Raw genomic sequence first — 24,261 nt, 5'->3', positions numbered from 1 at the left:
GCGGCAACGGCAGCGCCCTGTCGCCGCTGACGCGTGAACCTGAACGCGCACAACGGGTTCGACCGGGTTGGCGGTCGTGTCGGTCGAGGCCAGGGAGGCGTCGGCGCGGGCCGTTACCTATGCTCGGCCGTGCGCGCACGGCCTCCCAGACGCGGAGCGGCGCACCATGGAGGCGTCGTGAAGGTCGGCTGCATCGGGCTCGGGGACATCGCGGAGAAGGCGTACCTCCCGGTGCTGACCACCCGGCCCGGTGTCGAACCGCACCTACAGAGCCGAACCCCCGCCACCGTGCGGCGGATCGGGGACATCCACCGGATCCCCGAAGCGCACCGGCACGCCGACCTCGACGCGCTGCTCGCCGTCGGCCTCGACGCCGCGTTCGTGCACGCGCCGACGGCCGCGCACCCCGAGATCGTGACGCGGCTGATCGAGGCCGGCGTGCCCACCTACGTGGACAAGCCGTTGGCGGACAACCTCGCCGACAGCGAGCGCCTGGCGCGCCTCGCCCAGCAGCGCGGGGTGAGCCTGATGGTGGGCTTCAACCGCCGCTACGCGCCCGCCTACGCCTCCTGCCTCGACCACCCGCGCGACCTGGTCGTCATGCAGAAGAACCGCGTCGGCCTGCCGCAGGAGCTGCGCTCGATGGTGTTCGACGACTTCATCCACGTGGTGGACACCCTCCGCTTCCTGCTGCCCGGCGAGATCGACCACGTGGACGTGCGGGCGCGGGGCCGGGACGGCCTGGTCGACCACGTGCTGCTCCAGCTCTCCGGCGACGGCTGCACCGCCGTCGGCGTGATGAACCGCCGCAGCGGGTCCGTCGAGGAGATCCTGGAGGTGTCCGGGCGGGACACCAGGCGGGAGATCCGCAACCTCACCGAGGTGGTCGACCACGACGGCCGGCCGACCCTGACCCGCCGCGACGACTGGACACCCGTCGCCCGCCAGCGCGGCATCGAGCAGATCGTGGTCGCCTTCCTCGACGAGGTCGTGGCCGGGCGGCTCGTCGACCCGACCGACGCGCTGCGCACCCACGAGCTGTGCGAACGCGTCGTCGAGGCGGCGTGCGGGCAGGTCGGCGGGTAGTCGCCGCCGGGTGATCGTCGGCGAGTGGTCGTCGGCGAGTGATCGTCAGCAGGTGATCGTTAACGGGTGATCGTTAACGGGTGATCGTCAGCGGGCGGTCGTCGACGGGTCCGGTCGCGCGGTCAGCGCTGCCCGGGTTGCCGCTGCCTGGCGGCGAGGATGATCTCGGTGGCGCGGTCCTCGAACCGGGGATCCGCCCAGAGCGAGTAACTGCGGGGCGCGGGCAGCAGGTGCGGGCGGCGGCGGCCGGTGCGGACGGCCAGGCGGGTCTGCACACCGCTGCGGTCCCTGGTCCGGACGACCTCCACGGCGGTGATGTCCGCCCACCGATAGTGGTGGCGGGAGAGCGGGCGGTTGGCGTGGATGCCGGCGCCGTCGACGACGGTGCGGCCAGCGGTGGGGTAGACCAGCGCCACCGTGGCCACCGCGAACCCGACGCCGAGCAGCACGAGGACGGTCCACGGGCCGGGGCCGGCCAGCCAGGTGGCGACGATGCCGACGGCGGGGACGATCAGGAGGTATCCGGCGACGCGGCGCATCCTGGTCCGCTGTGCCGGGGCGAGCCGGTAGCTGACCTGCTGATCGTCGGCGGCGCTCGCGGCTGGGCTCACGTGCGGCAGCATAGGCGCTGATCGGCCGGGTTCTCGGGTGCGCGCGGCCGGTGTCCCGCAGCGGCGACGGCTCGATGTGGTCGGTCGGGTCGCACAGCGCGTTGGCAGGCGTCAGCTCTCGTTCGGGACCGGGGTCGGCACGGCGGCCGGCGGGCGTTCCTCCAGCACCGATCGCCGCAACAGCGGGATGCCGAGCAGGATCAACACCGCAGGCACCACGGCGAAACCGATCATGATCGCGGTGAGCGCGCTCGGCGGTTGCGCCGCCGAGGAGTCCACACTGGACAGATAGCCGCCGGAGGCGAGCACCAGGCCGAACAGGCCAGGCCCGAGCGCGAGACCCAGTGTCTCGGACGCCGTCCACACGCCGGCCGCGACACCCGCGCGCGTCGCGCCGGTGCGCTCCTCCTCGGCGCTGATCAGGTCGGGCAGGATCGCCAGCGGGAACACGGAGATCCCCGCGTAGCCGATCCCGGCGAGCGCCGCGAAGCACAACGTCACGCCGAGCGGGAACACCCGTGCGCCGAGCATGCCGAACAGCGCGACGCCGAAGGCGGCCGTCGCGATCCGGAACCCGGCCAGCTTGCCCCAGCGCGCCCCGATCCTTGGCCACACCGGCATCATCACCAGCGCGGGCCCGACGAACACGCCGAACAGCACGGTCTGGTAGCCGGCGTCACCGAGGATGTAGCGGGCCAGGTAGCTGATCCCGGCGAGCACCGTGCCGACACCCAACGCCTGCACGAAGTACACCCCGAGCAGCCAACGGAACGGCCGCCACTGGCGCATCGTCGCCAACAGCTCCAGCCTGCCGACCGTGGTCGGCCGCAGCGAGCCGACCGGCGCGTTCCGCAGTCCGAAGAACACCCCGAGCGTCCCGACGAGCATGAACAGCCCGATCATGACGCCCATGACGCGGTAGCCGGCGACCCCGCCGACGCCGGTGGTGATCGCTGGCGCGCCGCCGCCGGAGACCAGGATCGCGATGGCGAGGAAGCCGATCCGCCAACTGGTCAACCTGGTGCGTTCCTGCGGCGAGTCGGTGATTTCCGCCGGCAGCGCGTTGAACGGCACCTGGAAGAACGCGTACGCCGTGGCGCACAGGAAGAACGCGACCACCACGTACGTCACGTCGCCGCCGGTCGTGCCGAAGCCGGGATGCCCGAACATGACGGCGAACAGCGCGGCCACGCCGAGCCCGCCGAGCAACAGGAACCGCCGCCTGCTGCCGCGCCTGGTCAGGCTGCTGTCGGACAGGCGGCCGGCGACCGGGTTGAACAGCACGTCCCACGCCTTCGGGACCAACACGACAAGCCCGGCGACCGCGGCCGGCACGGCCATCGTGTCGGTCAGGTAGGGCAGGAGCAGCAGCCCGGGGACCGTGCCGAACGCTCCGGTCACGAACGAGCCGAGCGAGTAGCTGATCCGCGTCCTGGTTGGCAGCACCGACATGGTCCTCCTCGGTTGCTCAGGAGAGATGCGTAGCGGATCCGTCCTGCCGGCGTCCAGCGAACCGCCCGATCGTGCCTCGGTTGTCATGCTGGCCGACCGCGCGGACGGCCCGTGGGAGGATCGCGGGGACACACAGGGTGTCGGTGGGACGGGTGCGCATGGCTGGCAGACTCATTGCGTTACTCGTGGCGACCGACGAGTACCAGGACGGCACGCTCCGAACGCTCGCCGCGCCGCACCACGACGCCACCGCACTGGCCGAGGTCCTGTGCGACCCGGCCGTCGGCGGCTACCGGACCTCCGTGCTGCGCAACGCCTCCGCGTCCAGGGTGACGCGCGAGATCGAGAGCGTGTTCACCAAGGCGCGACACGACGACGTGCTGCTGCTGTACTTCTCGGGCCACGGCATCAAGGACGACGCCGGCCAGCTGTACCTGGCCACCACCGACACCGAGCACGGCCTGCCGAGGTCGACTACGGTCCCCGCGCAGTTCGTCCGCGACCAGATCGACCGCAGCTACTCCCGGCGCACGATGGTGGTGCTGGACTGCTGTTTCGGTGGCGCCTTTCCGCGCTCGCACGTGCATCGGGCGGGCGAGGAGGTCCCGGTGCAGGAGTTCCTGTCCGGGCGCGGCAGCGTCATCCTGACCGCGTCGACGGCCCTGGAGTACGCCTACGAGATCGACGGCGTGGCGATCACCGGGGGCAGCACCCGGTCGGTGTTCACCGAGGTCCTGGTCGAGGGGCTGCGCACCGGCGACGCCGACCTCGACGGCGACGGTCTCGTCGACGTCGACGAGCTGTACCGGTACGTCTACCACCAGGTTCGCGACCGCAATCCCAAGCAGACACCCAAGTTCGACTGCACCTTCGCCGGCCCGCTGATCATCGCGCGAAGCCCGAAGGGGCCTCGGCTGGGTGTCGGGCTGCCCCGGGAGGTCGTCGACGCGCTGCGTAGCCCGCTGTCCGCCGTGCGGCACGCCGCGCTCGGCTACCTGATCGAGTTCGTCGACGGCGAGGATCCGCTGCTGGCTGGCAGCGCGCGTCGGGCGCTCGACCAGCTGACGGCGGACCCGGACAGCCAGGTGGCGCGCGCGGCGCGGTCGGCCATCGCCTCGCCGGGGCAGCCGGTGTCGAATCAGGCCAGCGCGTCCGCGCGGCACCACGAGACAGTCGAGCTGGCGGTCCAGGAGGCGGCACAGCGCGAACAGCTCAACCACCTGTTCGTGAACTTCTCGCGGCGCAGCCAGTCTCTGGTGGAACGCCAGCTCGGCGTGATCGACAGGCTGAAGCAGGAGGAGCGGGACCCCGACCACCTGGCCTCCCTGTTCAAGTTGGATCATCTGGCCACCAGGATGCGGCGCTACAGCGAGAACCTGCTGATCCTGTCCGGCCACCACCTCGGCCCAGAGAGCCCGAACCCGGTGCCTGTCGTCGACGTGGTCCGCGCGGCGGTTTCGGAGATCGAGCAGTACTCGAGGGTGTCCTGGACTACCGCGCCCGCGCTGTTGGTGGCGGGCTCCGCGGCCCGTGACCTGGTGCACCTGCTTGCCGAGCTCATCGACAACGCGACCGCGTACTCGTCGCCGGAGACGATGGTCACCGTGACCGTGGTGGAGGCCGCCGACGGGCGGTTGGTGATCCGGGTCCGAGACCGGGGTGTCGGCATGACCGACCGGGACCTCGACGAGGCGAACCGGCGGTTCGCCGATCCGCCGGCGATCTATCCCGGTGGCGAGGTGATCCACCGGACCGGGATGTTCGTGGTGGCCAGGCTCGCCACGCGGCACCGCATCGCCGTCCGGCTCAGCGACGGCGACGGGGGTGACGGCGTGGACGCGCTGGTGGCCGTCCCGGCCGACCTGGTGCGACCCGCTTCCTGAGAACTAGGAATTCGCCTAGTTGGAGACGGTTAACGTGCCTTGGGAACGTGCCCCGGCCATTAGGTGGCCACATCCCGGGCATCGGACCATGGGGGCGCGGGTGGAGTCGCAGCAGTGGCTGGATGGCTTCGGAAGCAAGGTCTCCGAGCTTCAGCGCCGATCCGCCGAGCTTCAGGAGCGGCTCGCGGAGTCGACGGCGACCTCGGTCTCGCCCGACGAGACGGTGACCGTGACGGTGAGCCCGACGGGGAGCCTGCTCAACCTCGTTCTCGGCCGCCACGCCTACACCCACACGCCTGCCCAGCTCACCACGATCATCATGAAGACGGTCGGCCAGGCGCAGCGCCAGGCCGCGAGCCAGGTCGTCGAGGCGTTCGCGCCGCTCGGCTCCGGCACGCAGGCGATGGAGATGCTCACCCGCTACGCGCCGCCGGACGAGGACGAGGTCGGTGAGCCGGAGGAGGCCGATCCCTACGCCCCGGTCGACGCTCCGCCGCCCCCGGCCGCACCGCCCATGCACGCCCCGAGCCGGCCGGCGGCGCGGCAGGCTCCGGCGCGGCCCGCGGCGCAGGGTGACGACGAGGACGAGAACAGGCTGCCCTGGTGAATGACATGACGTTGGCACCCGGATGGGAGCGGATCGCATGACCGGTCACGGCTCGCGAGGCGGCACCGGCCAGTACCACTCGGGCGGCGGTGGCGGGCAGCACCCCGGCGGGCAGTCGGGCGGTGGCGGCGGCCAGCATCCTGGCGGGCAGTCGGGCGGTGGCGACCAGCACCCGGGTGGCTCGGGCGGCGGCGGGTTCGGCCAGGCCTTCGGCGAGGGACTCGGGTCCGGGCTCGGCGGCAGCATCGGCCAGAACCTGGGCGACCGCATGTTCGGCAACGGTCAGTACGGCAATGGCCAGTACGGCAACGGTCAGTACGGCAGTGGCCAGTCGGGCAGCGGACAGTCGGGCGGCGGGCAGTACGGCGGCGGCCAGCAGGCGCCCTACGACGGGTCGACGCAGCCGGCGCAGGTCAGCCCGAGCGGTTCCGGCGGCGGGGCGGGGCCCGGCGGCGCGGCCGGCGGCTCCTCCGGCGCGGACGGCGGCACCGCGGATCTGGACGCCCAGCTCGACGAGATCACCAAGGGCGCGTCGGACGAGGCCGCCCAGGTGGGTGTGGCGGTCGGTGCCGCGGCCGACGTGGCGAGCATGATCGTCGACCCGTTCGGTTCGCTGCTGTCGGCGGGAGTCGGCTGGCTGCTGGACAACATCAGCTTCCTGCGCGAGCCGTTGGACGCCCTGCTCGGCGACCCGCAGGCGATCGCGGCGAACAGCGACCAGCTCAGTCAGATCTCGGTCGAGATCCAGACCATCGCGCAGGAGCACGACAGCGACGTCGGCCAGCTCCAGGACTGGCAGGGGCCGGCCGCGGACGCGTGCAAGGGCAGCATGTCGCGGCTCACCGGCGAGCTGGTCACGTTGTCCAAGGCGGTCAAGGGCGCCGAGCTGGTCGTCTCGGTGTCCGGCGACCTCGTGTCGGCGTTGCGCGATGTGGTGCGCGACCTGATCTCGCAGCTGCTCAGCGACCTGATCATGGAGGGGCTGGCGGCGCTCGCCGCGGCGGCCTTCACCTTCGGCGCGTCGATACCGGCGTTCATCGGCGCGGCCGTCGGCCAGGCGGCGGCGTTGGCGGCCAAGTGCGCCGCGAAGATCGCCAAGCTGGTCGCGGCGCTCGGCCGGAACGCCGGTCGGTTCGCGAAGGTGATCGAGGTGATGGAGAAGATCGCGAAGATCCTTGGTCGCTTCGCCGCCGCGGTCGGTGTGGTGACCGCCCTGCCCGGTGCGGTCAACGGCATCGCGAACGGGATCGACAACCTGAACTCGTTGGCGACCGGATCGTCGAGCAGCGGCACCATCCCGTCGGGCCAGAACGTGCCGGCGATGCGGACACCGGTCGCGTCGGACGGGTCGTCGTTGACCGCCCAGCAGAGCGTGTCCGGGCCGCAGGGCGCTCCGGTCCCGCCCGCCCGGTCCGCGCCGATCGAGTGGCCGCCGGAGCACCAGAACACGAAGAACCTGTACTGAGGCTGACGGCCGCCGCGGCGCGTGGAGGCCCGAGACGCTCGTTGACGTGGGATTGAGGCGAATGGCATGAAGGGCTCTGGGCACGGTTCCGCCGGCAGGCCGGCCTCTGCGCCGCACCCTGGTGGCGGTGCGCCTGCTCCTGCTCCGCATCCTGGTGGTGGTGGGACGGGCGGCGGTGCGGCCGGTGGTTACGGCGGCGAGCACAACCCCGGCGGTGGCCAGGGCGGCGGGTTCGGCCAGTCCTTCGGGCAGGGCATCGGTTCCGGGCTTGGTGGCAGCATCGGCCAGAACCTGGGCGACCGCATGTTCGGCAACAACGGTTACGGCCAGGGCGGTTACGGGCAGCAGCAGTCCGGCGCGGGCGGCTACTCGGGCTCCGGCCAGGGCGGTGGCTACGGCTCGGGGCAGGGCGACGGCGGTTCGGGCTCGGGCGGCTACGGGCAGGAGGGTGGTTCCGGCGCGGGCGGTTACGGCTCCGGTGCCGGCGGCTCCGGCGATCCCGGTCAGGGCGGCGCGGGCCAGGGCGGTTCGGGAGCGGGGCCGGGCGGTGGTTCGGGCAGCGGCTACGCGGTGGACGGGTCCGCCATCGAGGGTTTCGCCAAGGGGCTCGGCCAGCGCGCTGACCGGCTCGACGGGTGCGCGCAGTCGATCGGCGGGCTGAGCTTCGGCGTCGACACGTTCGGCTTGGTCGGGCAGGTGTTCGCGACGATGGCGCGGTCGGCCTGCGACCGCGCGGGTTCCCTGGTCAGCCAGACCTCGCAGGCGGTCGGCAACGCGGTCACCGGGTTGCAGAACACGGCGGCGGACTACAACAACGTCGACCAGCACGCCGCCCAACTGATGGGTGGCGGTTCGGGCGGCGGCGCGAGCGGCCCCGGCGGTGCTGGCGGCCCGAACGGCGTTGGTCCTGCCGGTGGCGGCGGTATCGGGACGCAGAGCGGTCCCGGCGGGGCCGGCGGTCCCGGTGGGCTCGGCCTTGGCGGCCCCGGCGCGGGTGGTCCCGGCGCGGGTGGTCCCGGTGGGCTCGGCACGGGCGGTCCTGGCGCCGGTGGCCCCGGTGGGCTCGGCGTGGGCGGCCCTGGCGGGCTTGGCCCGGGTGGCCCCGGTGGGCTTGGTGTCGGTGGCCCTGGGGGACTCGGTGCGGCCGTGCCCGGTGGACTCGGCGTGGGTGGTCCCGGTGGGCTTGGCCTTGGCGGTCCCGGTGCGGGTGGCCCTGACGGACTCGGGGCGGGCAGTCCAGGCGGCGGCCTCGGCGGCGGCCCGGGAGCGGGCGGCGGCCCGCCGCCGCTCAGCCTTGGTGGCGGCGGCGGATCGTCGGGCGGCGGCTTCGGTGGCGGTGGCGACTCCGGTGGCGGTGGCGGCGACTCCGGCGGTGGCGGCGGTTTCGGCGGCGGCAGCGGCGGAGGCGGCAGCAGCGGTGGTGGCGGCGGCGGTTCCGCCCCGCCGCCCATGGACTTCCCGAAGCCGAACGTGCCGCACCTGAACCTGCCCGGTGGTGGTGGCGGTGGCCTCGGCGGCGGTTTCGGTGGCGGCAGTGGCGGTTTCGGGGGCGGCGGTTTCAACCCGAACGGCGGCACGTTGCCGCCGCTCGGCCACGGACCCGTGATCCCCCCGCCGCAGCGGATCGACTTCCCCGGCCTGCCCCCGACGCCGCACCCGGTCATGCCGGGCACCACCTCGGCGTCCGGGTTCGTGGCGCCGGAGATGCCGGGACACGCGGGCGGCTCGTCGGGTTCGGTCGGCGGGCTGTCGACGCCGGGTGGTCTGTCGACGCCGGGCGGCACGGCCACGCCGGGTGTCGCGGCCAACCAGGGCGGCTCGTCGATGTCCGGCGGCGCGGCCTCGGCCGCGCTGCCCGGCCAGCCGGCCCAGCCGGGCGGTTTCGGCGGCGGCGCGGCACACGGCGGCCCGGCGACCCCCGGCGGACCGGCGGGCGGCGGTATGGGACAGGGCATGGGCGGCGCCAAGGGCGGTCAGGGCGGCGAGGACAAGGAACGCAAGTCCAAGTCCTACATCAAGGGGCAGAAGAACATCTTCGGCGCGGACGACGGGCAGAACATCCCGCCGCCGGTGATCGGGGCCATCTCCGCGAAGCTCGCGGGCCAGTAGTCAGTTAGGAGGGGAATGTCGTGGTGGATGGTCAGCAGGTCGACCTGGTCGCGTTGCGAACCCATGCCCAGCACCTTGGCGGAGTCAGCGACCAGCTGACGCAGGCGTTGGCGGCGGCTACCCAGGCCGCGTTGCCGGTACAGGCTTTCGGCCCGATGGGCGCGTCGGTGGCGTCGATGATCCAGCCGTTGATCCAGGGCGCGCAGGAGGCATTCCAGCGCGGCACTGAGTCGTTGCGGTCCAGTGTGGAGGGTGTGCACGCGACCGTGGCGTCCTACGACGCGACCGAGAGCGCGAACGCGGCGGCCTTCAACTCCGGGTCGGTGTCCGCGTGAGCCCCCGGGGCGGCACGCCGCACCACTCCCAGGGACCGCCGGCCGGCGGGCAGCCGCACCCCGGCGGCGGCGCCGGTGGCCAGCCGCACCCCGGCGGCGGTTACGGCGGTGACAACCACGCAGGCGGCCAGGGTTACGGCGGTGGCCAGGGCGGCGGGTTCGGCCAGTCCTTTGGGCAGGGCCTCGGTTCCGGGTTGGGTGGCAGCATCGGTCAGAACCTGGGCGACCGGATGTTCGGCAACAACGGTTACGGCCAGGGCGGTTACGGGGCTGGCGGTTACGGGCAGCAGCCGGCCCAGCAGAACGGCGGTGGCTACGGGGATTCCGGCCAGGGCGGCTACGGCGGCGGTGGCTACGGCGATCCCGGCCAGGGCGCTGGCGGCGGCTACTCGGATTCCGGCCAGGGCGGCAACGCGGGCTCCGGCCAGAGCGCTGGTTCCGGTTCCGGATACGAGATTGCCGGCCAACTGGCTGGCGTCAACTCCGCCGTCGCCGGCGGCGACTGGGTCGATCCGCAGCTGGGCGTGATGGACAACGGCATCGCCGCGCTCGGCTCGGTAGCCAACCCGCTCGACGCGCTCGACGGCCTCCAGGTGCCAGGGCTTCCCCAGATGCTGCAACCGATGCACGAGGCCATGTCGTGGTTTGCCGGCGACCCCTCGGCGGTCGCGCAGTACGTCGAGCTGTGGCGGCAGGTCGCCAAGCTCGCCCGCGACTCCTGCGACCAGCTGCACGGCACCCTCACCGCACACCTGGGCGACTGGCAGGGCGCGGCGGCGGACAACTACCGGACGCAGGCCCAGGGACAGCACGGCGACCTGAGCGGCCTTGCCGAGGCGGCCGAGTGCATCGCCACCATCGTCGAGTCCGCCGGCAAGCTCGCCGGCTCCGCGCGAGCCCAGATCCAGCAGGCGGCGGCGGGATGCGTCAACGACATCGTCAACCGCATCCCGGCCTGGAACGCCAACCTCGTGGCCGATCCGACAGGCGGCATGAACGCCGTCATGGCCGACGCCTCGGGCATCGTCGCGAACTGGGCATGAGGACCGGGAAACCGGCCCACCGAACGAAGGACGGAAGATCGTGAACGGACCAGAGGACGTCGAGCGGCTCGTCGACCAGTGGAGCGCGCGGGTCGCCGAACGGGCGCGCCAGTTCCAGGTCGTGCAGCAGGGCGTCTCCTCGGTCGTGGTGTCCGAGGAGGCCGCGGGCGGCGCGATCCGCGTGACGGTGGACTCGTCGGGGAACGTGCGGGACATCGCGCTGTCCGAGGACATCCAGCGGATGAGCGCGTCGACGGTGGCGCAGCAGATCATGGGCTGCATCAAGCGAGCGCAGGCGCAGCTGGCCGGGCGGGTGCAGGGCATCATGGCCGAGGTCGCGCCCGGCGATCCGGAGGCCGCAGCGGCCGTGGTCGGCAACTACCAGCAGAAGTTCCCGCCCCAGCCGTCGGAAGAGCAGGGTGCCCTGCCGTCGACGCAGGTCAACGCCGGCTTCGGTCTGAGTCACGTCGAGGACGACATCCCGTCGAGCCGGTCGTACCCCGTCGCCCCGCCACCCGCACCGGTGGCCGCTGTCGCGGCGAGCCCGGCGCGCGGCCACGCCAGCCGCGACGAGGACGACGACGTCATGGCGGACCCGTGGTGACCGGGCCGAACCTGCCCAGCTGTTCCCGGAGGCGGTCGACCGTCTCGGACACCAACTACCGAATGACGGTGTAGCGCATGCCAGGCAGAGGCGGTCGCGGCGGGGGCGGCTATCACGGTGGCGGCGGCGCCCCGCACGGCGGTGGGGCCGGTGGGGGCAACCCCGGCGGCGGCGCGCCGCACGGCGGTGGGGCCGGCAGCCCGCACGGCGGGGGCAACCCCGGCGGCGGCGCGCCGGGTGGCCGTCGGCCCGGTGGTGGCCGACCGCCCGGTGGCGGCGGTCGCCCGCCCGGCGGCGGTGGCCGTCCCCCTGGTGGCGGTGGTGGTCGTCCTCCTGGTGGCGGCGGTGGCGGTGGCGGTGGCGGCGTGGCCAACGCGGTCAACGGGTACAACAACGGCGCGCAGGCCCTTGGCGGACACGCGGCGAACGCCGGCGGGATGGTCAACAACCTGGCGCACTCGGGCCCAAGGCCGTCCGGCTCTGGTGGAGGTCGGCCGCCACGTCCCGCCCAGTCCGGCTCCGGTCGGCCGCCCCGTCCCCCACAGGGTGGCGGTTCGGGTCGGCCGCCGGCCGGTGGCAACGGGTCCAGCCGGCCGCCGGCCGGTGGTCCCGGTGCCGCTAGGCCACCCCATCCCGCTCCGGCGTCCGCGCCGCCAGGAGGCCGGCCGCCGCTCGGTGTCGGCCCGATCCCGCAGCACACCCACGAACACGTCCTGTACGGCGGGTTCAACGGCAAGGGAAAGCCGACCGGCGGTCACGTCTCGGTGCACGACGGCGGCGGCGTCACCATCGGGCCCAACAGCACGTTCGGCCGGACGGAGTGGAACGGCGTCTACAGCGTCAACAACCCGATCATCAATCCAGGGCACAACAACCCGAATCTCACCGTCGGCCCGAACAAGCACCTCAGCACGGTCGAGAAGCCGGTCAGCACGATGTTCCCCATCGGCGTGCGCCCCACCGACATCCAGTCGGCCGCGCAGGACGCCTGGAACCACAGCAAGCCAGCGGGGCCGGGCAAGTGGACCGGCACCGGGCGGCTGCCCAACGGCGAGTACGTGCAGATCGGCGGCTACTACGATCCGAAGACCGGTCAGGCGTCGACCTACTACCCGGACAAGCAGGCCGCCGCGCTCGCCAAGCGGCAAGAGGAGCTTCGCAACGGTTTCGCCGAGCTGCCGCAAGGTTACTAGGCCGCGCCTCGCGTGCCTGCCCGACGGAACGAGGATGAGATGTTCGGAATCGACGACCGGATCGTTTTCACGTTCGACGAGTGGCGTCGCCTGCGCGTGACGGCGCCGGCGCCGCTGCTGCCGTTGGCGGCGTGGCTGTGCACCGACGCGCAGCCCAACGTGGCTGCGCTCGACGCGTTCGTAGGTCAGCTACAGACCGCGGCGCGCGCGCCGGATCCCCGCCTGCGCATGGTGCAGGGCAACGGCGGGGTGGTCGCGTTCGAGCCCGGCGGGGTTCGGCTGGACAGCCTGTACGACCGCTGGGAAACGCTGTTCCTGCCGGCCGACCTGTTCTGGCCGGTGCTGACGGGACTTCGGCAGTTCCTCGTCGGCACCGCACGGGAACCGGGGCTGGGCCGGCCGGCCGGCTACCCCACGATCGAGCGCGCCGCGACGTGGCTGGAGCTCGCCGGCGGGGCGGGCGCGGTGTTGGTCAACCGCACCAGCTTTCCTCGGGAGTGGAGCGGGAACGAGGTGGTGGAGGCAGGGCAGGGCGCCTGGCAGTCGGCGGAGCTCATCGCCGACGAGACCACCGGCGCCTGGTCGGGCCTGTGGCGTGGCATGGAGATCGCCGGCTACTACGACACGGTGTCCAACCAGCCGCTCGTGTACTTCCCGGTGATCTCGCCCTAGCGCCAGGCGCGGCGGTCACCGGGTGTGCGTGTTGCGTGACTCCGCGCGGACGAGCCTCGGTATGGTCGTACCCTGCGAGGCAGGGGGTTGCTGGTGAGCGAGTCGACCGGGCACAACGAGGTCAGCGGCACGGTCCTCGGCAACCTGGTGCAGGCGTACCGGATCGACAATCTGGTGATCCAGGCCGCGCCGGCCGCGCCGAAACCGCCGTGGGTGCTGCCGGCGGCCCACTCGCCGTTCGTCGACCGTGCCGGGCCGATCGCCGAGGTCAACCGCCTGCTCGACGAGGCGGCCGAGCGGGAGCAGCTGGCTCGGTTCGCGATCACCGGGATCGGCGGCGTCGGCAAGACAGCGCTCGCCGTGCACCTGGCGTACGAGATCGGGTCCCGCTTCGTCGACGGCGTGGTGTTCGCGGAGCTGGGCGGTTCCGCGCCGACCGGGGCCGTGCCGGTCGGCAGCTTGCTGGCCACGCTGCTGCGTCAGCTGGGCTGCACGGACATACCCGCGTCGGACACGGACAAGGCGGCCGAGTACCAGCGGCGGACCGCAGGCCGGGCCATCCTGGTCGTGCTGGACGACGCGCACACGGCGCGCCAGGTCAACGCGGTGCTCCCCGCGTCGACCAGCAGCGCGGTGCTGGTGACCAGCCGAAATCGGCTGGATGGCCTGCGTATCAAGGGTTTTCACCCGACGGAGCTGGATCCCCTCGCGACGCCGGTCGCGCTGGAACTGATCTCGGACGTGATCGGCGGGACGCTGCGGCCGGAGGACCGGATCGCGTTGGAGACCCTCGTCGGCATGTGCGACGGCCTGCCGTTGGCGTTGCACATTGCGGGAATCCAGCTGAGGACCCGCTATCGGGGCTCGGTGACGCGCTTCGTCACGGTCCTCGGCGACGAACGCAACCGGCTCAAGGCCCTGGCCGTCGACGAGGACCTGTTCGTGGGGGCCGTGTTCGAGGTCAGCTATCGGGAGCTGGCCGGCGAGCAGGCCCGCGCGTACCGGTTGCTCGGCCTCTGGGACGGCGCCGACTTCGACGTGCGCGCCGCGGCCACGCTGCTCGACCGGTCGCCCGATGACACCGAGGAGCTGCTGGCGGACCTCGTCCAGGCCAACCTGCTCGGCGAACAGGGCGCGGACCGCTATCGCTTCCACAGCCTGGTTCGCCTGCACGCGAGCGCCCGCGCGGAGGAGTTCGACGCCCAGCAGGAGCGCACCGAGGCGCTGCGCCGGATGGTGGCCCACTACCTGCGTTTCCTGGTCGCCCGCGACAAGGTACTGTCCGCGCGTCCCCGCGCGTGCGAGGACCTGTACGACGCGGTCCCCGCCGAGTACGCCGGCCCGCTGGCGACCGCGCGGGCGCTGGCCGACCTGGAGGCCGAACGCGCGAACCTCCTCGCGGCGGTGCTGACCGCGGCCAAGGGCGAGTTCGGCGACAGCGCCTGGCAGCTGTGCGTCGGTCTGTTCCCGTTGTACTTCCAGCGCAGCCACTTCGACGACTGGATCACCACCCATCAGGCCGGGCTCGCCGAGGCCGAGCGGGTCGACAACCTCGCCGCGCGGGTGCAGCTGCACAACCAGCTCGGGTCGGCGTACTTCGAGCTGGGGGACAACGCGCGGGCGCGCGAACAGTTCGAGCGGGCATTCGACCTCGCGGACGGACCGGTCGGCCGGCAGAGCCCCAGGGAGTGGATCGGGTTCATCCACGAGCGCGCCCGCGAGTTCGACGAGGCGCTGCGGTGTTTCGACGAGGCACGGGCGCTCGCGGAGCAGTGGCCCGATGAGACGAAGAAGCCGAGGGCCTTCGCCCTGTACGACATGCACAGCGGGCGGGTGCTCGTCGCGACCGGCCGGGCGGCGCAGGCCGTGGCGAGGCTGACCGACGCGTGGAGTTTCTTCGCCGGCAACGGGGATCCGGTCAACGTCGCCAAGACCGCGGTGAGCCTCGGGCAGGCGCAGCTCGACCTCGGCCGCACCGAGGAGGCGCTGGCGAACCTGCGCCAGGCGCTGGAGGTGTTGGGGGAGCAGGGATCCCTGGCGTGGCAGGCATACCTGCACGCGGCGGCCGCCGTCGCCAGCGAGCGGCTCGGCCTGGCCGACCATGCTCTGCGGCACGGCGCGGAGTCGCAACGGATCGCGACGGAACTCGCGGAACGTCAGCGCGACGCCGAGGCGGACCTCACCCGTCGGCCCGCCGCCGAGGGGGAGTAGCGCGGGTCAGCGCGGCACGACCCGCGCGTCGAACACCCGGTGTCCGGCGCGGATCGTGACGGTGGGGCCGAGCGCGGCCGGGTCGCGCCCGTCGGCGAGCCAGCTGTGCACCACCGACGCGCACAGCGTCGGGTCCGCGTCCGCGCCGTCCGGCACGAGGTCGAGGCGGTCGCCGTCGCAGGTGCGCACCAGGCACGCGCCCCGGCCGTCGATCAGCGCCGCCAGCGCGATGCCGGGGTGCTCGACCATCGTTGCGCGCAGCCAGTCCTCGGGATCCGGGTCGTCCTCGGTGTGCTCGCCGACGACGATGTCCGCCGTGCCGAGCATGCGCCGCCCCGGATGGTCGGCGTGCACCACGAGATGCGCCGCCTCGCGGCCGCCGCCTGAGAAACCGTCGGCGCGCACCTCGGCGGGATAGCGGGTGATCGTGGCCGTCCGGTCCGTCACCGCGCACACCACGAGGGTGGCCGACGGGGTGCGCGGCGCGGACAAACCCTTGCGGGGCAGGCGGAACACGGGCGGTTCAACCGGAGGTTCCGGCAGGTCCAGCAGCGAGTAGAACAGGCGGCGCAGCCGCTCGAGGGACTCGTGCGGCACCGAGGTGACCAGGTCGCCGACGGCGGCGAACCGGCCGGGCGCGTGGTCGTCGATGGCCCGGTCCAGCTGCGCCCGCAGCGGCCGGTCCCGGTGCAGTCTCGGCGCGAGTTGGCCGAGCAGGTCCACCGGGGAGCCGTCGGCGATGTCGTCCTCGGGGAACGCGCCGAGCAGGGTCGGCCGGTCGATCGCGGCGGCATAGGTGGTGACCGAGCCGTGGTCGCCGATCACGCCGTCGGCCGCGATCAGCGCCGCCCGCCAGCCTTCCAGCGGCGGCACCAGCACGAGACCCGACCGGACGGCGTCGGCCAGCCAGGTGCGGACCTGCCACGGCCCGTGCCCGTGCCACGCGTTGGGGTGCACGATGCCGACGACGCGGTAGGAGTCGACGGGCAGCTCCGCGAGCAGCCGCCCGAACAGCTCCGGCCACGACCCGAGCAGCGAGCGCGGCCCCCAGGTCGAGGTGACCGCGACGACCCGGCGCCCGTCCTCGGCGCCGAGCGCCCGCCGGTAGCGCGCCCGGTGTCGGAGGCTGGCCGCGATGCGGTCGTAGCAGGGATCGCCGGCGACCACGGCCGTGGACAGCGCCTCAGGGACGGCCTTGGCCAGCCGTTCGCGCTGTTCCTCGTGGGACAGCACGAGCGCGGCGGCGATGGGCTGCCCGTCGTACAGCAGCCACTGCGGCGAAAGACCGAAGACCTGACGGTTTCCGGTTTCCGGTTTCCGGTTTCCGGTTTCCGGTTTCCGGTTTCCGGTTTCCGGTTTCCGGTTTCCGGGTGAATTCTTAGTGTAGCCAATTCCGTGTGACAACACGACAATCGGCGCGGTCAGCTCGGTGAGGCCGCCGTGGTTCGCGGTGATCGCGAGGTGGAACTCCGTCTGGATGGCCTGCTCCCACGGGATCACGATCACCCCGAGCCGGTTCAGCAGCTCGTCGAGGCCGTGGTGGAACGGGTCGGAGCCGTTCCAGGAGAACACGACCTGCACGCGCGGGTCGCTGTCGAACGCGCCGATCACGTCGAGCAGCCTGGTCGCCGCGGTGACGTTGTGCACCACGACGAGGATCTGCCGCTCGGCGCGAATCGTGTTCCAGTGCGGGGTCTGGCGGCCGACCGGTGCCTTCACCCACGGCGCGCTGCTCACCGACCCCACCCCCCTCGCGGACGGACCGAGGTGGGCCGCCGTACCGTTGTGCTGACCGTAGCCGATCATCGCGGCGGATTCGTCGGTCGCCCACGGCGCGAGCGCGGCCAGGAAGCCGAGCACGCTCCTGCCGTAGTCGAAGCGGCGCTCGGCCAGCGCGCGGCCCGCAGTCCGCAGCGCGGCCAGGGACGCGTCGTCGGCCAGTAGCGCCCGGCGGATCGCGGCGGCGAGCCGCCGAGGGTCGCCCGGCGGGCTGGTGAACCCGGTGACCCCGTCGACGACCTGCTCGCGCAGGCCGCCCGCGGTGGTGGCGACGACGGGGCCGGCGCCCGCCGCAAAGGCCTCGACCGGGATGCGGCCGAAGGGTTCCGCCCGCGACGGCACCACGACGGCACGCAGCGCGGGATGCGTCAGCAGCCCCCGGACCTCGGGGCCGAAGCGGGTGCGCAGGGTCGCGTCGAGGCCGAGCCGGTCGACGCGTGCGGCCAGCCGACGCTGGTACTCGGTCGTGGCCGCTTCGGTGGTCGCCGCGAGGACGAGATGCGGCAGCCGGTGGCCGTCGGACCGCAGGATCGCCAGCGCATCGAGGAGGTCGTCGAAGCCCTTGTACGGCTCGGCGCGCCCCATCGCGAACACGAAGGGCGGCAACGGGATCGGCGCGTCACGCGGCAGCGCCCAGTCGTCCGGCGCGAGGCCGTCGCGCAGGTCGATCAGGGCCCGCGGCGGCACGCCGTAGTCGCGGCGCAGGTGCCGCGCCATGTGGCCGGAGATCGCGCCGACCCGACCGCCGTGGGCCACGTGCCGGCGCAGCCCGTCCCGCTCCCACTCGATCCGGTCGCGGTCCCACGGCGTGTGGCTGAGCCCGCTGGACCTGGGGACGAGGACGAGGTGCGGCACCGCCTCGGCGGGCAGCAGCGCGGACAGCCCGAGGAAGGGAACGTCGAAGGCGACGATCAGCAGCGGTCCCGCGACGGGCAGCACGTGCTCGCGCAGGACCCGCGCCGCGTGGTCGCACAGTCGGCGGAAGTTCGGCAGCCCGCCCCAGCGGTCCAGCCCCGAGGTGCCGTTGTCCACCGGATGAATGTTGGCCGCGCCAAGGAGACCGAGCAGGTCGCGGTGCCAGGCAGGGTGCCGCTCGGAGCTCGCCGCGCTCAGCCGGACGGGCAGCACGACCAGCCGCACTGCGGGGGACAGCGCGCCGACCACGGCGGCGAGGAAGGCGCGGTTCGCGTACCCGGCGCCAGTTCCGCAACCGTAGAGGCCGTCGTGCACCGCGACGACGACGGTCGGGCGGCGCGTGGTCACGGAGGCCGAGGATAGCCACGCGCGACTCGCGGCGACGATGTCGTGAAGAGTCCCTTCATGACGCCGTTTTCGCTATGGCGACCTCGACGCCGTCGAGCAGGACGGTGAGCCCGGCGGCGAAGGTCTCCCTCGCCTCGCGCTCCAGGTAGGGCATCGCGTCGTCGGCGGGGGCGAACGCGCCCGCGGACTCCATCGCGCTGATCGCGGGGAACCGCTCGGTGAAGTCCGGGGCCAGCTCGGTCAGCATGGCGGAGCGGGCCAGCCACCACTCCTCGTCGGACACGCCGGTCACGGTCGGGGCCTGCCGGGTTTCGGCGACGGTCTGTGCCGCGCCGCGCACGAAGCTGAACAGCGTGCCGACGACGCGCCGCAGCATGACGGCCGGCAGGCCGGTGCCGTGCAGGATCCGCACCACGGTCTCCAGCACGACGTACTCGTTGGGGCCCAACACGGGCCGCGCCTGCGACACCTGGAGCACCCACGGGTGGCACAGGTAGAACGCCAGCAGGTCGCCGGACCAGCCGGCCGCGGCCGCGCGCCAGCCGCTGCCGAGCTCGTACGCGCTCGGCAGCTCCGCGTGCGCCCTGTCGTACATCAGGTCCAGCAGCTCGCTCTTGTTGGGCACGTAGGTGTAGAGCGCCATCGCCGTGCAGCCGAGCCGGTCGCCGACGGCGCGCATGGACAGCCCGGCCATGCCGTCGGCGTCCGCGACGGCGATCGCCGCGTCCACGATCGCGTCGACGCTCAGCGCGGGCTTGGGGCCGGGGCCGGTGTGTGCGCCCGGCGAGCCGGGGCCGCGCCACAGCAGGGCCATGGACCGTCGCGCGTCGCCCTGTGCGGCAAAGACCACCACGTCTGGCTCCTTATGGTGTAAAGTGATCGGTCGACATCGCCAGTTTATGCCGTAAAGATATCAGGGGGACACGGTATGGGTTCGGAACCGGTCGGCACCGGGTGGCGCGACGCGGACAGCCACGACGCCATCGAGGTCCGCGGCGCGAGGGAGAACAACCTGGCCGACGTCTCGCTCGACATCCCCAAGCGCAGGCTCACCGTCTTCACCGGGGTCTCCGGATCGGGCAAGTCCTCGCTGGTCTTCGGCACCATCGCGGCCGAGTCCCAGCGCCTGATCAACGAGACCTACACGGCGTTCCTCCAGTCCTTCATGCCCAGCCTCGGCCGGCCCGACGTCGACGCCCTGCGCAACCTGAGCGCGGCGATCCTCGTCGACCAGGAGCGGATGGGCGCGAACTCCCGCTCGACGGTCGGCACCGCCACCGACGCGAACACCATGCTGCGGATCATTTTCAGCCGCCTCGGCACGCCGCGCGTCGGCTCCGCGAGCGCCTTCAGCTTCAACCTGGCCGAGGGCATGTGCCCCCGCTGCGAGGGGCTCGGCCGGGTGACCGACATCGACGTCAACCAGTTGGTCGACGTCGAGCGGTCGCTCAACGAGGGCGCGATCACCGTGCCGAACTTCGGCGTGGACGCCTGGTACACGCAGGCCTACATCAACTCGGGGCTCGTCGACCCCGACGCGAAGCTGAAGGACTACACCCCAGCCCAGTGGGACGACTTCCTGCACAAGCCGCCGACCAAGGTCAAGATCGGCAGCAGCGCCATCACCTACGAGGGTCTCGTGGTGAAGCTGCGGCGGCTCTACCTGTCCAAGGACCGGGAGTCGATGCAGCCGCACATCCGCGCGTTCGTCGACCGCGCCGTCGTGTTCACCACCTGCCCGGACTGTGCGGGCAGCAGGCTCAACGCGGCCGCGCTGGCCAGCAAGGTCGAGGGCAGGACCATCGCGGAGTGCTCCGCCATGCAGGTCAGCGAACTCGCCGAGTTCGTCAGGGGCATCGACGCCGAGTCGGTCGGGCCGCTGCTCGGCACCCTGCGCGAGACGCTGGACTCGCTGGTCGAGATCGGACTCGGCTACCTGAGCCTGGACCGCGAGTCCGGCACCCTGTCCGGCGGCGAGGCGCAGCGGGTGAAGATGGTGCGGCACCTCGGTTCCAGCCTCACCGACATCACCTACGTCTTCGACGAGCCGACCGTCGGGCTGCACCCGCACGACATCCAGCGGATGAACGACCTGCTGCTTCGCCTGCGCGACAAGGGAAACACCGTGCTCGTCGTCGAGCACAAGCCCGAGACCATCGAGATCGCCGACCACGTGGTCGACCTCGGTCCCGGCGCGGGCCCGGCCGGCGGGCAGGTCTGCTTCAGCGGCGACGTCCCTGGACTGCGCGCGTCCGGCACGCTGACCGGCCGGCACCTCGGCCACCGCGCGCGGCTGCGCGAGCGTGCGCGGCAGGCGCGGGGGCACCTGTCGATCACCGGGGCGACCCTGCACAACCTCCGCGACGTCAGCGTCGACATTCCGCTCGGCGTGCTGACCGTCGTCACCGGTGTCGCTGGCTCCGGCAAGAGTTCGCTGATCCACGGCTCGCTGCCCGGCCGCGACGGTGTCGTGGTGGTCGACCAGTCCGCCATCCGGGGGTCCCGGCGCAGCAATCCGGCCACCTACACCGGGCTGCTCGACCCGATCCGCGCCGCCTTCGCCAAGGCCAACGGCGTGAAGGCCGCGCTGTTCAGCGCGAACTCCGAGGGCGCGTGCCAGAACTGCAAGGGCATCGGCCTCGTCTACACCGACCTCGCCATGATGGCCGGGGTCGCGTCGGTGTGCGAACGGTGCGAGGGCAAGCGGTTCACCCCCGAGGTCCTGACGCACACGTTGCGGGGCAAGGACATCAGCCAGGTCCTGGCGATGTCGGTGGAGCAGGTCCGCGACTTTTTCACCGAGCGCGGCGTCCGCGCCGTCCTCGACCGGCTCGCCGACGTCGGGCTCGGCTACCTCGGGCTCGGCCAGCCGCTCACCACCCTGTCCGGCGGCGAGCGGCAGCGGGTCAAGCTGGCCATCCGCATGGCGGAGAAGGCGACCACCTACGTGCTGGACGAGCCGACCACCGGCCTGCACCTCGCCGACGTGGACCAGCTCCTCGCGCTGCTCGACCGGCTCGTCGACGACGGCAACACGGTCATCGTCATCGAGCACCACCAGGCCGTGATGGCGCACGCCGACTGGATCATCGACCTCGGCCCCGGCGCGGGCCACGACGGTGGCCGGGTGGTGTTCACGGGAACGCCTGCCGACCTCGTCGCGAGCGGCGACTCGCTCACCGCGACGCACCTGCGCAAGTACCTGTCCTGACGCCCGGCGGCAACGCGAGGTCCCGGCCGGCTCGGTCGACTGCGGCACGATCCGGGTGCCCGTGGACTGGAGCCGGCCGGGCGGCGACCGGATTGACGTCGCCGTGGCGCGGCGCAGGGCCGATGACCAGGCCCACCGGGTGGGCACGCTCTTCTACCTGCCCGGTGGACCCGGTGGCTCCGGCGTGAGCGCGATCCTCGGCGGGATCCCGCTGTCGGCCGACCTGACCGCCAGGTTCGACGTCGTCAGCTACGACCCGAGGGGTGTCGGCCGCAGCCACCCCATCCAGTGCGACGCGAACCTGGTGAACGCGAACGTCAACACCATTCCGTTCGACCCGAGTGACCCGTCCGTCTACCGGAACCTGGTGGCGTTCAACGCAAAGCTCGGCGCGGACTGCCGCGAGCACACCGGGCCGCTGCTCGACCACGTCGGCATGGTCGACGTGGCCCGCGACCTCGACGCGCTGCGGGCGGCGCTCGGCGAGGACCGGATCAGCCTGTACGGGCTGTCCTACGGCACGTTCACCGGCCAGATGTACGCGGAGAACTTCCCGCAGCACATCAGGGCCCTCGCTCTCGACGGCGTCATCGACCACAGCCAGCGCGGCACGGCGTACCAGCCGAACTGGGCGCACCTGGCCGGCCAGCTCAGGATGTTGGCCGATCAACCGGCCGTTTCCGGTGCCAGACAGGGGATCGGCCACACCGCGGTCGAGCTGGCGGACGACCCTGGAGTGTCCTTCTGCTCGGACTGGCGGACCGATTTCGCGCCTGTGTGGCGGCGGCCGTCAACCGGTACCTGATCGACGGGGTTCCCGCCGAGGACGCGCACTGCCCTGCGGTGCCCGCATAGCGGGCGTCACGCCCCGGTGGTCGAGCCGGGACGCAGGATCATCAGCACGGTGACGATCGCCCACAGGAGGTTGAACACGCCGGTGTGCATGGCGAGCCGTGCGGCGACGCGACTCGCCTGCCCCAGCGCGATCGGCCCCAGCGCGGCCGTTTCCGGTGTCGCGGGCGGGGCGGTGTCGACGGCGGCCAGGATCGCGCCCTGCCTCGGCAGCACGAGCAGCGCGAGCACGGCGGCGGCGACCGCCGTCAGGCCGATCGAGACGAGCACCCAGGGCTGGGTGGTGGCGTGCATGCGGCCTGCGGTCGCGAAGCCGAACACCGGCACCGCGATGCCGATCACGGCGTAGACCCGGCAGACGCGGTGCAGGATCCGGACCACCGCGACGGCCTGGCCGTCGCCTGGCCGTTCGCCGGCCCGGCGAACCGCGGCGGGGAACATGCTGGCGGCCACCGCGACCGGGCCGATCGCGATGATCGCGACCAGAACGTGCAGCGCCAGAAAGAACTTCGTCACGAGGTCGCGGTCCTGTCCATGCGGGGGAACGGATTCCGCGACGACGCTAACCGAGCGCGCCGGGACCGGGAAGTGGCTGGATTGCCAGTCGGCAACGGATTCTCGCCACGACGTCCACGCGTCGCTGTGGGCTTGCGCACAGGCCGAGGGCCCTTGGCCGGAATCCGGTGGTGTTCTAGGTTCTTGCCATGCACACGGTGGTCATTCTCGCTCTGGACGGGGTCATCGCCGCCGATCTGACCACGCCGATCGAGGTGTTCGCCCGCAGCCGACTGCCCGACGGCCGCGCGGCCTACCGGGTCCGCGTGTGCGCGCCGACGGAGGAGGTCGACGCCGGCCTGTTCACCCTCCGCGTCCAGTGGCGGCTGGCGACCCTCGCCGAGGCCGACACGATCTTCCTGCCGGGCTGCGTCGACCCCACCGCGCCGATTCCCGCCGAGGTCCTTGCCGCGCTGCGGCGCGCCGCGGCCAACGGCACCCGCATCGCCTCGATCTGCACCGGGGCCTTCGTGTTCGCCGCCACCGGCCTGCTGGACGGGCTGCGAGCCACCACGCACTGGCTCGCCGCGGCGGAGCTGGCCGCGCGGCACCCGGCGGTGACGGTGGACCCGGACGTCCTCTACGTGGACAACGGCCAGTTCCTCACCTCGGCGGGCGCGGCGGCCGGGCTCGACCTGTGCCTGCACCTGATCCGGCGCGACCTCGGCTCGGCCGTGGCCGCCGACGCGGCCAGGCTCGCGGTGATGCCGCTGGAGCGGGAGGGTGGGCAGGCGCAGTTCATCGTGCCGGAACAGCCGCCCGCGCCGCGCGGCTCGACCATGGAACCGGTGCTGCGCTGGATGGAGGACAACGCCGGCAGCGACCTCGCGTTGGAGGACATCGCGGCGCTCGCCGGCATGAGCACCCGCACCCTCAACCGCCGTTTCCGGGAGCAGACCGGCAGCACGCCGCTCCAGTGGTTGCACCGCGCGCGAATCCGGCGGGCGCAGCACCTGCTCGAGACGACGGCCCACCCGGTCGACCGGATCGCCGCCCAGGTCGGTTTCGGCTCCCCGACGGCGTTTCGCGACCGGTTCAAGCGGGTCGTCGGCACCAGCCCGAACGCCTACCGGCGGGCGTTCCGCGGGGCCGTCGCGAGCTGAGCCGAGTGGTCGAGGGTGACCGCGACGCCGACCAGACATCCGATGACTGGGTGACGTGCGCGCAGCACCGACCCGCCCGTCGCGGCCGCCGAGCGACGCGAAGCTCCTTTCCTGTTCGGGTGTTGACGAAACCCGCCGGCCGCAGACCTTCAGGCGCTCGCGCTTGACTCATCGGATCCCTCCCGCCTAGCCTGGGCAAGGCCGCCGCCATGAAAAGGTTTACATGC

19 protein-coding genes are annotated in these 24,261 nt (G+C 72.6%); 14 read left to right on the top strand and 5 right to left on the bottom strand.

Going from position 1 to position 24,261, the window contains the following annotated elements; translation table 11 throughout:
• Positions 1-177 precede the first annotated feature (177 nt).
• Entirely contained in the window at positions 178-1,086 is a 909-nt protein-coding gene (locus tag F0L68_RS24415) for a Gfo/Idh/MocA family protein (protein WP_149852122.1), read from the top strand.
• Between the two features lie 122 nt (positions 1,087-1,208).
• On the opposite strand, the gene F0L68_RS24410 is transcribed toward F0L68_RS24415, so the two are convergent.
• Positions 1,209-1,697, bottom strand: a complete 489-nt coding sequence (locus tag F0L68_RS24410) for a PH domain-containing protein (protein ID WP_188316792.1) — start codon at positions 1,695-1,697, stop codon at positions 1,209-1,211.
• 111 nt (positions 1,698-1,808) lie between these two features.
• On the bottom strand, positions 1,809-3,149 hold the full coding sequence (locus tag F0L68_RS24405; RefSeq protein ID WP_149852120.1) for an MFS transporter: 1,341 nt from the start codon (positions 3,147-3,149) through the stop codon (positions 1,809-1,811).
• 185 nt (positions 3,150-3,334) lie between these two features.
• Here F0L68_RS24405 and F0L68_RS24400 point away from each other — a divergent pair, with 185 nt between their 5' ends.
• The 10 genes from F0L68_RS24400 (at position 3,335) to F0L68_RS24350 (ending at position 15,271) form a co-directional block, all read left to right on the top strand.
• On the top strand, positions 3,335-5,032 hold the full coding sequence (locus F0L68_RS24400; protein ID WP_188316791.1) for a caspase, EACC1-associated type: 1,698 nt from the start codon (positions 3,335-3,337) through the stop codon (positions 5,030-5,032).
• 88 nt (positions 5,033-5,120) lie between these two features.
• On the top strand, positions 5,121-5,639 hold the full coding sequence (locus F0L68_RS24395) for a YbaB/EbfC family nucleoid-associated protein (RefSeq protein ID WP_149852118.1): 519 nt from the start codon (positions 5,121-5,123) through the stop codon (positions 5,637-5,639).
• A gap of 37 nt (positions 5,640-5,676) precedes the next feature.
• Positions 5,677-7,104: a WXG100 family type VII secretion target gene (locus F0L68_RS24385; protein WP_188316790.1), complete on the top strand. Its 1,428-nt coding sequence runs from the start codon at positions 5,677-5,679 to the stop codon at positions 7,102-7,104.
• Between the two features lie 66 nt (positions 7,105-7,170).
• The gene (locus tag F0L68_RS42615) at positions 7,171-9,213 is read left to right on the top strand and encodes a hypothetical protein (protein WP_188316789.1); all 2,043 of its coding nucleotides are present in this window, start codon (positions 7,171-7,173) and stop codon (positions 9,211-9,213) included.
• Between the two features lie 20 nt (positions 9,214-9,233).
• Positions 9,234-9,548 carry a type VII secretion target gene (locus tag F0L68_RS24375; protein WP_149852113.1) on the top strand — a complete coding sequence of 105 codons (315 nt, stop codon included), beginning with the start codon at positions 9,234-9,236 and terminating at the stop codon, positions 9,546-9,548.
• On the top strand, positions 9,545-10,591 hold the full coding sequence (locus F0L68_RS24370; RefSeq protein WP_149852111.1) for a WXG100 family type VII secretion target: 1,047 nt from the start codon (positions 9,545-9,547) through the stop codon (positions 10,589-10,591). The genes F0L68_RS24375 and F0L68_RS24370 overlap by 4 nt, the downstream gene beginning before the upstream one ends.
• Positions 10,592-10,631: 40 nt before the next feature.
• On the top strand, positions 10,632-11,195 hold the full coding sequence (locus F0L68_RS24365; protein ID WP_188316788.1) for a YbaB/EbfC family nucleoid-associated protein: 564 nt from the start codon (positions 10,632-10,634) through the stop codon (positions 11,193-11,195).
• 77 nt (positions 11,196-11,272) lie between these two features.
• Positions 11,273-12,388: an EndoU domain-containing protein gene (locus tag F0L68_RS24360; protein ID WP_149852108.1), complete on the top strand. Its 1,116-nt coding sequence runs from the start codon at positions 11,273-11,275 to the stop codon at positions 12,386-12,388.
• Between the two features lie 39 nt (positions 12,389-12,427).
• Positions 12,428-13,060, top strand: coding sequence for a hypothetical protein (locus F0L68_RS24355; protein ID WP_149852106.1), 633 nt, complete (start codon positions 12,428-12,430; stop codon positions 13,058-13,060).
• A 93-nt stretch (positions 13,061-13,153) separates the two neighbouring features.
• Complete coding sequence (locus F0L68_RS24350) at positions 13,154-15,271, top strand: NB-ARC domain-containing protein (protein WP_149852105.1); 2,118 nt, start codon at positions 13,154-13,156, stop codon at positions 15,269-15,271.
• 6 nt (positions 15,272-15,277) lie between these two features.
• On the opposite strand, the gene F0L68_RS24345 is transcribed toward F0L68_RS24350, so the two are convergent.
• Together F0L68_RS24345 and F0L68_RS24340 are read right to left on the bottom strand one after the other, a co-directional pair.
• The gene (locus tag F0L68_RS24345) at positions 15,278-18,313 is read right to left on the bottom strand and encodes a glycosyltransferase family 4 protein (protein ID WP_149852103.1); all 3,036 of its coding nucleotides are present in this window, start codon (positions 18,311-18,313) and stop codon (positions 15,278-15,280) included.
• A 55-nt stretch (positions 18,314-18,368) separates the two neighbouring features.
• Positions 18,369-19,166: a TetR/AcrR family transcriptional regulator C-terminal domain-containing protein gene (locus F0L68_RS24340; protein WP_149852101.1), complete on the bottom strand. Its 798-nt coding sequence runs from the start codon at positions 19,164-19,166 to the stop codon at positions 18,369-18,371.
• 75 nt (positions 19,167-19,241) lie between these two features.
• Here F0L68_RS24340 and F0L68_RS24335 point away from each other — a divergent pair, with 75 nt between their 5' ends.
• Entirely contained in the window at positions 19,242-21,524 is a 2,283-nt protein-coding gene (locus tag F0L68_RS24335) for an ATP-binding cassette domain-containing protein (RefSeq protein ID WP_149852100.1), read from the top strand.
• Between the two features lie 55 nt (positions 21,525-21,579).
• Positions 21,580-22,329, top strand: a complete 750-nt coding sequence (locus F0L68_RS24330) for an alpha/beta fold hydrolase (protein ID WP_188316787.1) — start codon at positions 21,580-21,582, stop codon at positions 22,327-22,329.
• A 56-nt stretch (positions 22,330-22,385) separates the two neighbouring features.
• Here the strand turns inward: F0L68_RS24330 and F0L68_RS24325 are convergent, their stop codons facing one another.
• Complete coding sequence (locus F0L68_RS24325) at positions 22,386-22,892, bottom strand: hypothetical protein (protein WP_149852097.1); 507 nt, start codon at positions 22,890-22,892, stop codon at positions 22,386-22,388.
• Positions 22,893-23,080: 188 nt separating this feature from the next.
• On the opposite strand from F0L68_RS24325, the gene F0L68_RS24320 reads away from it, so the two are divergent.
• Positions 23,081-24,034: a GlxA family transcriptional regulator gene (locus tag F0L68_RS24320; RefSeq protein ID WP_149852096.1), complete on the top strand. Its 954-nt coding sequence runs from the start codon at positions 23,081-23,083 to the stop codon at positions 24,032-24,034.
• The last annotated feature ends 227 nt before the right edge of the window (positions 24,035-24,261 follow it).

The sequence above is a fragment of the Solihabitans fulvus genome, from assembly GCF_008386585.1.
Lineage (GTDB): Bacteria > Actinomycetota > Actinomycetes > Mycobacteriales > Pseudonocardiaceae > Solihabitans > Solihabitans fulvus.
The sequence above is the reverse complement of the archived record's forward strand: the minus strand, read 5'-3'. Positions and strand labels throughout refer to the sequence as shown.